Genomic DNA, 12,998 nt, shown 5'->3' with positions numbered 1-12,998 from the left:
AGGCTTGGGTCATGGCGTTGTTGATTACGGATGAATGCATCTCTTGTGGAGCATGCCTGCCGGAATGCCCGAATGAAGCAATCTTTGAAACCAGAAGTGACGCGGAGACCAAAGGCAATCACGTCGGCGATGGACAAGGAGTCGGCGATAATATTTACGTCATCGCGCATGATCGCTGCACGGAATGCGTCGGGCACTTTGACGAACCGCAGTGTGCCGCCGTGTGCCCCGTCGACAATTGCTGCATTTCCGATCCGGCCTATCCCGAAGCGACCGACGTGCTCCTCGAAAAGGCCAAGACGCTGAATCCTGACAAAGCCATTGATCCCGCCAAGGTGTGGAGCGGGGTAAGAAACTAACTCTCGCATGGAATGTATCGGAGGGCCTTGGTTCCGAACGGCACCAGGGCCCTTTTGTTTTGGCCGTCGTAGCGGAAAATAAAAAAGGCCTCGGTGAGGTCACCGAGGCCTTTTCGGTCCGAATCGAACGGCTTATTTCAGCATCAGCAACTTGCCGCCGACATGGGCCGGATGCAAGTGGCAACGATATTCGAGAACACTCCCTGCCGCATAGAACAAATCGCTGGTTGGAACGCCGATGTAACGGGTTTCCCCCGGCTTGAGCACTAACTTGGTATCCAAAACGAACGGTCCCGATTGGTTGACCGCCGCACTCAGATGAAACCCGTGTTCGGCAGCGGCATTGTTCGTCACTTTCAACAGAACGGGGGCACCGGGACGAGACTTGAAATCGATCACGGTCATCGGTGGATACCAGGTCTTCATGTTTCCAATTTCAATGGCAAAGAACGAAGCATCCACGCTCAGTTCCTTGAAAGGCTGGCCGACGACAGAACCGGTTTCCAGATCGCCGGTTTCTACGCCTCCCGCTTGCAGCGCGTACGAGCCCGAAGCCCCGGCCAACACCACTCCAAGGCCGAGAAAGACCGCCGATAATGTCTTGCCCATGACTACCCCCTTGCAAATATTAAGAAGAGACAAACAGAGGCTTGCGAATCTGTGACGCCAAACTTATGGAGGACGCCGACACTGGTCCTGCGCACCCTTTGTCTATACTGTTCACCAATTATTCAACCCATCACAAGGCGATCCTTATAACATAGGGGTCAAAATGGAAGCAACCGATTTGGGACTGCCATCGCGACAAGGACCCTGATGTTACACAACAAATCCGTCCTCACACCGCTATCTCCCCTGTCGAGGAACCTGCACACTTTCACCCGAATGTGAAGCAGCGCATCGTTCTCCGGCCCTATCCCATGGATGATTTTGTGAGGTTTGGGCATTGAACGACGCCGGAGCACTTCTGTGACGCCACCTGGCTTAAGTGTTTTCCGAAAGTTCCGATATGGCAGTTGAGGAGCCGCGGCATGTCAATCATTCTGACGGTCAATGGAGTGGTGGAAACGTATCCAGTCAAGCCGGTCGGTCCACGGAACGGCCGTGCTGATTCCACTGGCGAACGGGAGCATCACCACCAACATCCATCGTCATTGGATCGCTCGGCCTTGGCAGCCCAAACGGCATATCAACAGCAGAGCGCAGAACAATCCAACCCGAAGCCTGCGCTCCTCGCACGCGATCTGATGAGGGCGCCCGTGTTCTCTCTTCCGTCGGACGGCACCTTGCTTGATGCCTGGGCGAATATGTCGCACAAAGGGTTCCACCACATTCCCATCACATCGATGCACGATACCCTCGTCGGAATGGTGTCCTATCGTGATCTCCTCCGCCATGTTCCGGAACTTATCACGGCGGCGGATAAGCGGCAGGCCGCTCGGCGGCGAGTGGCGGAAATCATGACTTCTCGCGTTATCTCTGCGACACCCGTGACGGAGATCCGTGAGATCGCCCGCGTCATGTTGGATGAACGGATTCATGCCGTTCCGATTTTGGATCAAACTCGCCGCCTGGTCGGCATTGTTGCGGCTCAAGACCTGCTGCGGGGTATTGCAAACCACGGCCCCTTGGAACTCTGGACCTGACCGGGAATGACTCGTATCTCCTTCCTTTCTCGATCACGGCACATGTGACCATCGAGAGAACGTCGCTGCCTGACCGATAGCGTGTCCCGCTGGATCGAGCACATTCCAAATCAGGGCTTGCTCAACAAGGAATCGCCTTCCGGTTGAAGAGATTCGCACGCCCCGATATCCGGCGAAGTAGCCATTGAGTTTCGCTCCTTCCAACATCCTTTCTCGCTCAGCCCGATCATCGGCCTCGGCCGTGAGCCGTGACGGCGTCGTGATGAATTGGCGCCAAGGCAGTTCCCACAGGTCCAAGGCGATTCGATTGCCATAGTTCAGAATCGGATCCGGCTCCAAGCCATGCGACACAACGACAAAGGAGGCCTCGAACAACGTGCGTGCCTGGTGGGTAGAATCGGCCGCCCGCTCAATCAGGTCTTGTCCCGTCCAATGACGATAACTGTCCAGCAGCCGGCGACTCCACTCCACAATGCGGGGTTCGGTCCATGGCGCAGGATTCACGGGGCCAGTGTCCACAAGCGTAATGTGGTAACACGTCTTACAGACCGGGGCAAGCTTCAACCGGCCTAGGCAAGGGGGTGTCAAGCTATGAGGCTTATGAGGCTATGGAGAAACAAGCTGGAGCCTTTGGTGAATGAGACGAGTTTCAGCGAGGTGTTGCGGACCCATAAAGAGACGCACAGGCACCTTGTCAAGACCATGGGGCTTCTCTGTATAATGTGCCCTCGCATAACAACGCAGGAGCACAGATGGCTGGAAAGACGTTGTTCGACAAAATTTGGGATTCGCATGTCGTCCGGGCCGAACCGGATGGAACGACATTGCTGTATATCGATCGACAGTTGGTGCATGAAGTGACCTCCCCGCAGGCCTTCGAAGGATTGAAGCTTGCAGGACGCCGTCCACGACGACCGGCCGCGACACTGGCAGTGCCCGATCATAACGTTCCCACCACCGATCGGCGGCTGGGAATCGCCGATCAAGTGAGCGCCCTTCAAATTCAAACATTGGAAAACAATTGCAAGGATTTCGGGATCGCCCTTTTCAACATGAGCGACCCCCGCCAGGGCATCGTTCATGTCATCGGCCCGGAACAGGGATTTACCCTCCCGGGGACGACGATCGTCTGCGGCGATTCACACACCTCGACCCATGGAGCCTTCGGCGCCCTGGCGTTCGGCATCGGCACAAGCGAAGTCGAACACGTGTTGGCCACTCAATGTTTGGTGCAGAAGCGGCCCCTGACGATGGAAATTCGCGTGGATGGATCGCTCTCCGATCGCTGTTCCGCCAAGGACATCATCCTCGCGATCATCGGCAAGATCGGCACGGCGGGGGGGACCGGCTATGTCATCGAATACACCGGTTCGGCAATCAGAGCCCTCAGCATGGAAGGGCGTATGACCCTCTGTAACATGTCGATCGAGGGGGGGGCTCGTGCGGGCATGGTCGCTCCCGATGACAAGACGGTCGCCTATATCAAAGGACGACCGCTTGCTCCCAAGGGAGCGCTGTTCGAACAGGCGGTCGCTGCATGGCGACAACTCAGCACGGATCACGACGCTACGTACGATCGGACCGTCACATTGGATGCGGAACGGATTGCGCCGCAAGTCAGTTGGGGTACCAGTCCCGGTATGGTGCTTGGTGTGGATCAGACAATTCCGGATCCCCGAACGATGTCGGACGAGAAGACCAAGCATGCCACCGAACGGGCGTTGGCCTACATGGGGCTTGCACCCAATACGCCGATCACCGACATCACCATCGACAAGGTGTTCATCGGCTCCTGCACGAATTCGCGGATCGAAGATCTTCGGCTCGCGGCCGGTTTGGCGAAGGGCAAGAAAGTCGCCAAGAGCGTGCATGCGATGGTGGTTCCGGGATCGGGGCTCGTCAAACAGCAGGCAGAGGCCGAAGGACTGGACCGGGTGTTCCGCGAAGCGGGGTTTGAGTGGCGGGAGGCCGGGTGCAGCATGTGCCTCGCGATGAACGCGGATGTACTGAAGCCCGGCGAGCGCTGCGCCTCGACGAGTAACCGGAATTTCGAGGGGCGCCAGGGAGCCGGAGGCCGCACCCACCTGGTCTCCCCGGCCATGGCGGTCGCCGCGGCCATCGAAGGCCACTTTGTGGATATCAGACACTGGAGTTGATTGCGCATGGAACCTTTCACGACACTCACCGGACTTGTCGCGCCTCTCGATCGCGTCAATGTCGACACCGATCAGGTCATTCCGAAGCAGTTTCTGAAGACGATCAAGCGCACCGGCTTGCGCGAAGGGCTGTTCTATGATTGGCGGAAACGATCGGACGGTTCGCCCGACCCCTCGTTTTTTTTGAACCAACCCCGGTATCAAGGAGCCTCCATCCTCGTGACGCGAGACAACTTCGGGTGCGGCTCGTCCCGTGAGCATGCGCCTTGGGCCCTACTGGATCAAGGGTTCCGCTGTCTCATTGCTCCCAGTTTCGCGGACATTTTTTATAATAACTGTTTCCAGAACGGCATCTTGCCCGTGGTCTTGCAAGCCGGGGAGGTAGCGGCCCTTCTCAAGGAGGTCCTCGACACTGTGGGATACCAGCTCACGGTAGACCTCGGTCGGCAGACAGTGACGACTCCGAAGGAGGCCGTGTATCGGTTCGAGATCGATCCGTTCCGCAAGGATTGCCTCTATCGAGGACTGGATTCGATCGGCCTCACCCTTCAGCACGAAGGCGCCATCAAGTCTTATGAAGTTCGACGGAAGGCTGAAGCGCCGTGGCTGTTCACCGACCTTCATCCATAGATCGAGGAGATTGCCGTGAAGCTGTTCGTGACCCTCCTGCTCTTTCTCGGTGCCGCGTACCTGATCGTCGTGTTCAACTGGTCTTATTCCGATGGAAACCGGGCGGGATACATTCAAAAGTTTTCCACGAAGGGCTGGCTCTGTAAGACCCATGAAGGAGAGTTGGCCATGACGACCGTGCCGGGAACGGCTCCCGTCCTTTGGCAGTTTTCGATCTCGGACGATAAGGTCGCGCAGCACCTCTCCGAGGTCATGGGGAAGCGAGTAATCTTACACTACAAAGAGTATCGCTACATTCCGACCACTTGTTTCGGTGACACTACGTATTTCGTGGACAAAGTGGAAGTCCAAGAATAGCAGTTTCGGCTACAGCCATTTCTTTCGGCGGAACCCGATCAGCATCACGGCCGCCACGATTCCCATGAGGCCCAGCGCCATCGGATAGCCCCAGGTCCATTTCAACTCCGGCATATACTCGAAATTCATGCCGTAGATGCCCGCGATAAAGGTGAGCGGCATGAATACCGTCGTGATGACCGTCAGCACGCGCATGACGGCGTTCAGTCGATAGCTCACGCTGGACAGGTAGATGTCGAGACTCGCCGAGACCATTTCACGCAACGTCTCGATAGTGTCGACGATCTGCACGACATGGTCGTAGACGTCTCGAAAGAACACCTTGGTGGGTTCATGTAAAAAGGAACATTCCGAGCGGGACAGGTTGTTGATCGCTTCCCGGAGAGGCCACACGGCGCGGCGCACGAACAACAGTTGCCGTTTGAGCGCGTGAATATCCTTGAGGATATCCGGTCTCGGGTCGGAGATGACCCGTTCTTGCAGCGATTCGATCCGCTCTCCGAGCATTTCGAGGACGGCGAAATATTGGTCGACCACGGCATCCATGAGCGCGTACAGCAGATAGTCGGACCCATTTTGCCGAAGACGACCCTTGCCGCCTCTCAGCCGATCCCGCACCGAGCGAAAGACGTCGGTCCCGTTTTCTTGGAACGACAAGACATAATTGCGCCCGAGGACAAAACTCACTTGTTCAACCACGATATCCCCGCGCTCCGAATTCGTGAGCATCTTCATCACGAGAAAGAAATACGTCTCATAATCGTCGAGCTTGGGACGCTGGTCCGTATTGGCGATGTCTTCGAGTAGCAGCGGGTGGAGACCGAAATGCTTGCCGAAGGCTTCCAGCACGTCGACCTTATGGACTCCACCGACATTCACCCACGTGACAGATTCGTCGGCAGGCAGTTGAAGGCCCTTCACATCCGTGACAACATGCTCCTCGCACCGGGCACCGACGTAATTGAACAGGTTGATGGTCACGGGTTCGGTCCGCTGTTCGCCGATGTGAATGAGCGTCCCTGGTGAGAGCCCCGTTTTCTTCGACCGTTTTTGGACCAGTTTCATCGTGACGTGCTTGTACGCAGATTCTTGGGCCGGGTCAAGCGGGCACGCAATCGTTTCTTTTCATCTGCCTGTGGGCCTGTTACTCTTTCATCATGGCATGGAACGACGAACGAAACCTGCTCGTCGAGGTGATCCGGAAGGCCGGCGCGACGGCTTTGCAGTGTGCTGGCAGCGGTTTCGAGACAAGGCAGAAACCTGACCGCTCGCCGGTCACATCGGCGGACCTTGCCGTGAATGACGTTCTCCATTCGCACCTCATGGCCGCATTTCCACGAGACGGATGGCTTTCGGAGGAATCGCCGGACGGACCGGACCGGCTTCGAAATGAGAGAGTCTGGCTGGTGGACCCGATCGACGGAACAAAGGCGTTCATCACCGGTGAGCCGGAGTATTGTATCTCGGTCGCCCTTATCGAGCGGGGGCAGCCTGTCGTGGCCGGTGTTTTCAATCCGTCCACGGATGAATTATTCACCGCGACTCGGGGCGGAGGTCTTCGACTCAACGACCGACCGGTGGCCCCGCCAGCAGCGCGAAACAGTCCGCATTCGATCATCGCCCTGAATCCTTGGGAACGACAGATCGGCCGATTCGCCCCTCTGGAACCGTCTGCCAGCCAGCATCCCATCCGCTCTATTGCGTGGGTCCTCGCGCTGACCGCTACCGGCCGCATTGAGGCGGTGGCCACATTGGAGCCGGAAAACGAATGGGATGTGGCGGCAGGGACCCTCCTCATCATGGAGGCAGGGGGCACTATTTCCGATGGCCGTGGACGACGTCTGACGTTTAATCGCCGTGAACCCCGTTACAGCGGCATCATTGCCACCAGCCCACAATGCCCTGACAGGATCACGCGACAACTCAAACTCCTCACGCGCGGAATCGACAACAGCCTCGCGTGATCGCTTGGGCAGATGAATTAGGGTGCCGGAGCGGTGTTGATAAAAGGCGTCAAAGAGATCCTCATCGTCACGTGAAATGAGAAGCCTTCTCCGATGGTGCAATGTTGCGCCGAAGCAGTCGTACCGCCAACCGTCACGCACCACACAGATCCATGGGCGAGCAGATCGCTTGCTGGGTGCTTCTTCTGACAAAGAACAGTCGCTCACAGGCGTAACCTCTACCAGCGGGCTTGCGTCAGTCGCCGACAGGCTTCCTCCAGATCGGAGTCGGTCTTGGCATAGCTGAACCGGATAAAGTTGCCCCCCGCTGAAGCGGAGAAAAAGGCCTCTCCCGGCACTCCGGCCACGCCGGTTGTTTCCAACACATGCATGGCACGCGCTTTCCCGCTATCCCCTGGAAGCCCGGACACATCCGCCAAGACATAATAGGCTCCATGGGGGATCGTAGGAGTGAGTCCCGCCTTAGCCAAGGCACGGCAAAACATGTCGCGCTTCTGCTGATAGTCTCGCGCCAAACCTCGATAAAAATCGTCGCCGAGTTCTCTGATCCCGCGAGCGACGCCCATTTGAAGCGGCGCCGGTGCACAGACGTAGAGCAGATCGTTCATCGCGCCGATGGCCCTGGACCACGCCGGTGTAGCCGTACTGTACCCGATCCGCCATCCCGTCACGCTGAACGTTTTCGAGTAGCCTCCGATGGTGACCGTCCGTTCAGCCATGTCCGGCAAGGAAGCCATGCTCACGTGCCGCCGCCCGTCATAGAGAAAGTATTCGTAGATTTCATCCGTCATGACGAACAGATCGTGCCGGCACGCAAACTCTGCCAGGGCCTCCAGTTCTCCACGATCGAATATCTTGCCCGATGGATTGCCGGGTGAATTGACGATGATGGCCTTCGTGTTCGACGTGACCACCTCCTCCAGTCGAGCCATCGAGTAGGTCCATGCCGGCGGCTGCATCCGGACCACGACCGGAACAGCCTCGACGGCCACGAGCGCACTGATATGGTATTGATAATACGGTTCAAAGAGGATGACTTCGTCACCGGGATTGAGGAGTGCGGCGCAGGCACAGTGAAAGGCCCCGGTCGCCCCGGAACTGACCGTTACGTCCGTTTCCGGATCGACCCGAATCCCGTTATAGTGGACGAGTTTGTCGGCGATCGCCTGCCGCAATTCCGGCAAGCCATCGTAGCGGGTATAGACGTTCTGCCCATCTCTGATCGCTTTCTCCGCCCCTTCGAGCACGATCGGCGGCACGGGCGTGTCACAGACACCCTGTGCCATATTGAGACCCTTCATACTCGCGCAGGCCTGCGTCATCGCCCGAATTTCCGATTGGGCAAGATCCGCCATCCGCCGACTGACCGTTCGCATCGCCCTACTCCTTCGTTGTGTTCCTGACCGGTGTCCTTTGTGGCAGAGGGTGACGCCGGCGTCAAGATGGGATCAAGTTTTCGCGTGTGGAGCACAAGATAGAAACGTCCACCTAGGTGAAATATAGATTATGCTTGCCTAGGTTATTCCGATGCGTACACTAGAGACGGCTGATCCAACCTGGTTTTGAAGAGGATCATCACCGTGACATCGAAGCCATCGGGTGAATTCGGGCCGATCGATCCAAACCCGCAAGATCGGCGTGGCAGACGGATTAGCCTCTCTTGTCGGATGTTTTTCTTCGGCGAGGATGATTTCGAGGGCGAAGCAACGGTACAGGAGGTATCGACGAATGGATGCAGAGCCGAATCATCAGTTGAGGTGAAGGTCGGAATGCTCTTCAAATTGTCTTTGTTTCTTGATGATTTTAAATGGCCGCTCCGCGTCGATCAGGCCCTTGTGCGCTGGATCGATGGGACGCAGTTCGGCCTGGAGTTCACCAGCATTCGCCTGGCCCAGCGAGAACGACTCAGAACCCTGATCATGAAAACCAGGCCGTAGAACCAGTCCTCCTCGCTGACATACTTGAGCGGTCTCCAATGTGATGCTGTTCACCGAGCACCTTCTGCTGATCTGTGAGTTGTAGATGGCGGTAGAAGAACTTTCTGGAAAACCGGATCCGGCACCGTCAGCACTCCACAGAATTTCGCATTCGGTCGCCGCTCCTACGACTTCCCCCACAAGCTTTCCAACCGTTGGGCTCGGCCGCAGCCGTACTTGTAATACTTATAGCGGAGCGGGTTTTTCTTATAGTAGTCCTGATGGGACTCTTCAGCCGGATAGAAGGTCGATGCTGGGACCAGCTGGGTCACGATGGGCTGGGAAAAGCGCTTGGATGTTTCGATCGCCCGCTTCGAATCTTCCGCGAGCCGTTTTTCTTCATCGGTTGAATAAAAGATCGCCGCGCGGTACTGAGTCCCATGATCGCAGAATTGCGCGTTCGGCGTGACGGGGTCCACGTTGCGCCAAAAGGCCTCCAATAATTTCTGGTACGTGACTTTCGATGGATTGTAGGTGACTTCGACCGACTCGGCGTGACCCGTCCGGCCGGCCGACACCTCCTCGTAGGTCGGATTGGCGACAGTGCCGCCCATGTAGCCGGACACCACGGCGACGACTCCGTCCACCTTCTCGAACGCCTCTTCCATGCACCAGAAGCAACCACCCGCAAAGTACGCTTTCGCGGTGGCGGGCGCGCCTTGAACTCCGCTTGACGGCCAGTCCGCGAGAGCCGAACAGACCGCAAGCCCGACTGCCATGATTCTCACACGTTGGAGCGTCGTCATAGAGATGTCCTCCTTTTCTCCATCGTCGTCGCACGGCGACAGTTCTTACATCTTACTACGGGAATCGATGAGAGATGGATGGCGGTACAGCAGGTTGCGGGTGGGAGACTCAGCCGGTGTTCGTGTCCGCAGGCGTTGGCTTTCAGACGGGGAGGTACCCGTACGTATCCTGTCCAGGACGAGGCGCCCGTCGTTGGCGACCATCCATGAGCTTCATGATCAGCTCAATGGCCTCCTCCGGTGATCCGGCGGCTTTCACCAACCGCTGGTCCAGCTTGCGGAAGAAGGCCACGTCCGCGGGAGAAGCCTCGACGAGGATGACCGGTTTACCCGCCTTCACCGCCAAGGCGACTTCCGACACCGTGCCCGATCCGCTCAGTCCACAAACCACCACGACGTGGCTGGTCAGGACATTGATGTTGTTGCGGCCGCTGCCCATTTCGGTGATGATCGGCACATCGACATGGCGGGACACCTTGTCCTTGGCCGTGGGCAGAATCCCGATGGTCAAGCTTCCGCCGACTCGTTTGGCCCCTTCGCAGGCGGCGTCCATGACGCCCACGTCTCGACCGCCGGTCAACACGACCCAACCGCGCCGGGCGATGAATTCTCCAAGAATCCTGGCATTGTCGAGGTCCCTCTTCGGTGCTTTGGCCGGACCCATCACTCCAACGACTAGTCGCATCACTCCCTCCTTCAGTCCGCTGCCTCTCCGTCAAAACCGAGAGGCCGTGAGCGTGACGTCCGCATGTTCCCATGCTTGTTTCCACTGCTCTTCCACGAGATCCGCGTCACGCCCTTTCCGCTGCGCGCGGAGGCTTTGCAAGAGGCCAAACTGGGCCCACCCGTTCTTCGGGTTCTTCTCCAAATCGGCCCGATAGACGGCTTCTGCCTTACCGGGCTGGCCGGCCCTCAGCCAAGCAGCGCCGAGGTAGTGCCGAATCGGAATCGGCCAGAACGGAGGTTCGGTGTAGGACAACTCGTCCTCCAATTTGAGCGCATCAGTGAACGATTTGACGGCTTCGTCGTACTGGCGCCGATTCATCGTGAGTTCACCGGCCAACAGCCGTTCCGCGATCTTGAGCAGGGCTCGTTCGGTTTTGTCTTCCGATGTCCGGTCGCGCCCAAAGCGATTGGCCAAGCTCGCCAACACCGCGTGCTCAGCCTCGGCTCCGGGCAGGCGACCCGATGCCGATAGGGCCAATCCCCGTCCCAGTCGCCATATCCCCTGTTGCAGCCGCAGCGACTTGGGAGGCGGCGGTTCGCGCAGCAGGTCGTCCCATTGACCGAACCTGATCATCGACCACAAAGGGACGGGAAGGTAGAATTCCTTCCATTTGTGCTTCCGCGCTTCGTCTTCGGTGATCGTTCCCGTCAGTTGCCGCGCCACCTTCACGGCCTCGGTTTTTCGCCCCTCCATCGCCAAGGAGGCCCAGAGGAAATGCAGATTGTGGGTGTAGTAGCCGTCGGCATAGTCGCCGGTTGGCTTCCGCCCAGCCAGATAGTGACGATCCACTTCCGCGGCATGGGCATTCCGTTCAGCCGCCTCATGATATCGACCGAGTCGTACATAGATGTGGGCCGGCATATGGACCAAGTGCCCGGCACCCGGCATCAGGTTGGGCAAGCGTTCGGCACAGGGCGCGGCTCGTTCCGGCGCGGGAGAGGCTTCCACGCTATGGATATAGTAATGGCAGGCTCCTGGATGATCCGGGAAGCGCGCCAGAATCGACTCTAACGTGGCCACGAGCTCCTCAGTGCCGGGTCTAGGCTTTCCGGCCGCCGTCCACAAATCCCAAGGATGCAGATCCATCAACGCTTCCGCGAACAACACACCGGCATCCGGATCGTTCGGAAACTGCCGCCACACGACGCGCATCGCGTCGGCATACGCTTTATCGAGAGCCGAGCGTGTCTGCGCGGTGGGAGCGTACCGTTTCCCGATCGCGTCGATATAGGCCTGTTCCGCGGCGCTCACCTGGGCGCGATGAGCGCGCGCCTTTTGTACGGCCTCCCAGGCCCGCCGCTCGGCAGCCTTGTCCATCCTGGCGTTGATGTTCGGACCGGATGCGAGCGCCACGCCCCAGTAGGCCATCGCTGCGGAGGGGTCACGTCGCGCGGCTTCTTCGAAGGCCAGGATCGCCTCTTCATGGTTGAAGGCGTACGCCAGCCGCAAGCCTTGATCGAAGTATTGTTGAGCCTCCTTGGAGCTCGTGGTGATGGGGTGATGCAGAGTCCCGAGGTTGTCGAAGAGAGGGACCCGTGAACCATTGCGTTCAGCCGCTGCGGTCGGATCAATGGCCAGCAGACCAAGCCACGGGACCATCCATAACAGGACTCGAAAGGAAATCATCGATGGTCTTGTAGCAGAGGTGACCCGCCCCTGGCTAGAGGAACAGGTATTCGTGAAGATGACGCGCCACTTTTTATGGAGCGCTTAGGAAGCGGTCGAAAATTCGGTCAGCACCCAGGCACCGGCTCACAGATTGAGGGACGAACTTTCGCTTTCATGGTGCGGAAACGGCCGTTCAGTTTCATGATGAGAATCGGCGGTCTCGCTTTCCGTCGTCTTTTTCCGAACGATACGGCTCCGTTTGACGGAAGCCGCCGCCGTGCCGGTCGGCATCGTCGCAAACGTGCCGGCTTCCAGTTCTTTACCGAGATGGACGAGGACCTGCTGTTGAGAGGTGACCAAGGACGTGAGCTCTTGAATGTGTGAAGTCAGCCGGGCAATCTCATCCTGCTGTCCGACCAGACAGGCTCGCAGTTCGGCGACTTCCTCCGATTGAACAAGCGTCGACCCGAGGGTCGGTTTCTGGAGAATCGTGACCGTCGCACCCGTCGGCCCCTCTTCTTCGCGGACTCGGTCTCCCGCCCTATTGGACGGGATGTGGTCCCCTTGGATCGTACTGCGGTCCATGGTGTGGTCAGGCAAGGCAAGGGGTTTATGAACAGGCGGACGACCCTCGTCCTCGTATCGCGTCACGTATGCAAAGAGGTCGACAACCTTGCGCCAGCATAGAGCTCCGGCGTTGAGCAAAATCTGCCCGTAGGGCGGGCTGACCGGACGCGCTTCATCGATCTGCTTTTGCGATGGAATTCGATGAATCAGGTTGATGGGTTCTTTGTTGAATCGTGGGGCCATCTGGGCGGATCCCGTTCAT

Annotated in this window: 14 protein-coding genes and 1 pseudogene; 7 read left to right on the top strand and 8 right to left on the bottom strand. The window is 58.1% G+C overall.

Annotated elements, in window-relative coordinates:
• The first annotated feature begins 11 nt into the window (after positions 1-11).
• Positions 12-359, top strand: coding sequence for a 4Fe-4S ferredoxin (locus A4E19_02485; GenBank protein OQW33737.1), 348 nt, complete (start codon positions 12-14; stop codon positions 357-359).
• 132 nt (positions 360-491) lie between these two features.
• On the opposite strand, the gene A4E19_02480 is transcribed toward A4E19_02485, so the two are convergent.
• Positions 492-968 carry a hypothetical protein gene (locus A4E19_02480; GenBank protein OQW33736.1) on the bottom strand — a complete coding sequence of 159 codons (477 nt, stop codon included), beginning with the start codon at positions 966-968 and terminating at the stop codon, positions 492-494.
• 422 nt (positions 969-1,390) lie between these two features.
• On the opposite strand from A4E19_02480, the gene A4E19_02475 reads away from it, so the two are divergent.
• Entirely contained in the window at positions 1,391-2,005 is a 615-nt protein-coding gene (locus tag A4E19_02475; GenBank protein ID OQW33735.1) for a hypothetical protein, read from the top strand.
• Between the two features lie 33 nt (positions 2,006-2,038).
• Here the strand turns inward: A4E19_02475 and A4E19_02470 are convergent, their stop codons facing one another.
• Positions 2,039-2,509 carry an MEKHLA domain-containing protein gene (locus tag A4E19_02470; protein OQW33734.1) on the bottom strand — a complete coding sequence of 157 codons (471 nt, stop codon included), beginning with the start codon at positions 2,507-2,509 and terminating at the stop codon, positions 2,039-2,041.
• A gap of 248 nt (positions 2,510-2,757) precedes the next feature.
• Between A4E19_02470 and A4E19_02465 the strand changes: the two genes are divergently transcribed.
• Genes A4E19_02465 through A4E19_02455 form a run of 3 tightly spaced genes read left to right on the top strand, consistent with a single transcriptional unit; the run spans position 2,758 to position 5,148 of the window.
• On the top strand, positions 2,758-4,161 hold the full coding sequence (locus A4E19_02465; GenBank protein OQW33733.1) for an isopropylmalate isomerase: 1,404 nt from the start codon (positions 2,758-2,760) through the stop codon (positions 4,159-4,161).
• A 6-nt stretch (positions 4,162-4,167) separates the two neighbouring features.
• Complete coding sequence (locus A4E19_02460; GenBank protein ID OQW33732.1) at positions 4,168-4,791, top strand: 3-isopropylmalate dehydratase; 624 nt, start codon at positions 4,168-4,170, stop codon at positions 4,789-4,791.
• Between the two features lie 15 nt (positions 4,792-4,806).
• Positions 4,807-5,148: a hypothetical protein gene (locus A4E19_02455; GenBank protein ID OQW33731.1), complete on the top strand. Its 342-nt coding sequence runs from the start codon at positions 4,807-4,809 to the stop codon at positions 5,146-5,148.
• A 9-nt stretch (positions 5,149-5,157) separates the two neighbouring features.
• On the opposite strand, the gene A4E19_02450 is transcribed toward A4E19_02455, so the two are convergent.
• On the bottom strand, positions 5,158-6,213 hold the full coding sequence (locus A4E19_02450; protein ID OQW33730.1) for a magnesium and cobalt transport protein CorA: 1,056 nt from the start codon (positions 6,211-6,213) through the stop codon (positions 5,158-5,160).
• Between the two features lie 92 nt (positions 6,214-6,305).
• Here A4E19_02450 and A4E19_02445 point away from each other — a divergent pair, with 92 nt between their 5' ends.
• Complete coding sequence (locus tag A4E19_02445) at positions 6,306-7,112, top strand: hypothetical protein (protein ID OQW33729.1); 807 nt, start codon at positions 6,306-6,308, stop codon at positions 7,110-7,112.
• 218 nt (positions 7,113-7,330) lie between these two features.
• Here the strand turns inward: A4E19_02445 and A4E19_02440 are convergent, their stop codons facing one another.
• Entirely contained in the window at positions 7,331-8,488 is a 1,158-nt protein-coding gene (locus A4E19_02440; GenBank protein ID OQW33728.1) for an aminotransferase, read from the bottom strand.
• Between the two features lie 204 nt (positions 8,489-8,692).
• Here A4E19_02440 and A4E19_02435 point away from each other — a divergent pair, with 204 nt between their 5' ends.
• On the top strand, positions 8,693-9,049 hold the full coding sequence (locus A4E19_02435; protein ID OQW33727.1) for a hypothetical protein: 357 nt from the start codon (positions 8,693-8,695) through the stop codon (positions 9,047-9,049).
• Positions 9,050-9,213: 164 nt separating this feature from the next.
• On the opposite strand, the gene A4E19_02430 is transcribed toward A4E19_02435, so the two are convergent.
• The 4 genes and pseudogenes from A4E19_02430 to A4E19_02415 form a co-directional block, all read right to left on the bottom strand.
• A complete protein-coding gene (locus A4E19_02430; protein OQW33726.1) occupies positions 9,214-9,834 on the bottom strand; it encodes a peptide-methionine (S)-S-oxide reductase in 621 nt (206 codons plus the stop codon).
• Positions 9,835-10,039: 205 nt separating this feature from the next.
• Positions 10,040-10,522: pseudogene (locus A4E19_02425) on the bottom strand (cytochrome).
• A gap of 27 nt (positions 10,523-10,549) precedes the next feature.
• On the bottom strand, positions 10,550-12,187 hold the full coding sequence (locus A4E19_02420) for a hypothetical protein (protein OQW33725.1): 1,638 nt from the start codon (positions 12,185-12,187) through the stop codon (positions 10,550-10,552).
• A 126-nt stretch (positions 12,188-12,313) separates the two neighbouring features.
• Entirely contained in the window at positions 12,314-12,979 is a 666-nt protein-coding gene (locus tag A4E19_02415; protein ID OQW33724.1) for a hypothetical protein, read from the bottom strand.
• Between the last annotated feature and the right edge of the window lie 19 nt (positions 12,980-12,998).

It is taken from the genome of Nitrospira sp. SG-bin1 (assembly GCA_002083365.1).
Taxonomy (GTDB): Bacteria; Nitrospirota; Nitrospiria; order Nitrospirales; family Nitrospiraceae; genus Nitrospira_D.
Note: the sequence above shows the minus strand (reverse complement) of the source record. Positions and strands in the feature narration are given on the sequence as shown.

Excerpts from the sequence above, each read along its gene's own strand:
- A4E19_02485 (OQW33737.1), top strand. The coding sequence starts at position 12 with ATGGCGTTGTTGATTACGGATGAATGCATCTCTTGTGGAGCATGCCTG.
- A4E19_02480 (OQW33736.1), bottom strand. The coding sequence starts at position 968 with ATGGGCAAGACATTATCGGCGGTCTTTCTCGGCCTTGGAGTGGTGTTG.
- A4E19_02475 (OQW33735.1), top strand. The coding sequence starts at position 1,391 with ATGTCAATCATTCTGACGGTCAATGGAGTGGTGGAAACGTATCCAGTC.
- A4E19_02465 (OQW33733.1), top strand. The coding sequence starts at position 2,758 with ATGGCTGGAAAGACGTTGTTCGACAAAATTTGGGATTCGCATGTCGTC.
- A4E19_02460 (OQW33732.1), top strand. The coding sequence starts at position 4,168 with ATGGAACCTTTCACGACACTCACCGGACTTGTCGCGCCTCTCGATCGC.
- A4E19_02450 (OQW33730.1), bottom strand. The coding sequence starts at position 6,213 with ATGAAACTGGTCCAAAAACGGTCGAAGAAAACGGGGCTCTCACCAGGG.
- A4E19_02445 (OQW33729.1), top strand. The coding sequence starts at position 6,306 with ATGGCATGGAACGACGAACGAAACCTGCTCGTCGAGGTGATCCGGAAG.
- A4E19_02440 (OQW33728.1), bottom strand. The coding sequence starts at position 8,488 with ATGCGAACGGTCAGTCGGCGGATGGCGGATCTTGCCCAATCGGAAATT.
- A4E19_02430 (OQW33726.1), bottom strand. The coding sequence starts at position 9,834 with ATGACGACGCTCCAACGTGTGAGAATCATGGCAGTCGGGCTTGCGGTC.
- A4E19_02420 (OQW33725.1), bottom strand. The coding sequence starts at position 12,187 with ATGATTTCCTTTCGAGTCCTGTTATGGATGGTCCCGTGGCTTGGTCTG.
- A4E19_02415 (OQW33724.1), bottom strand. The coding sequence starts at position 12,979 with ATGGCCCCACGATTCAACAAAGAACCCATCAACCTGATTCATCGAATT.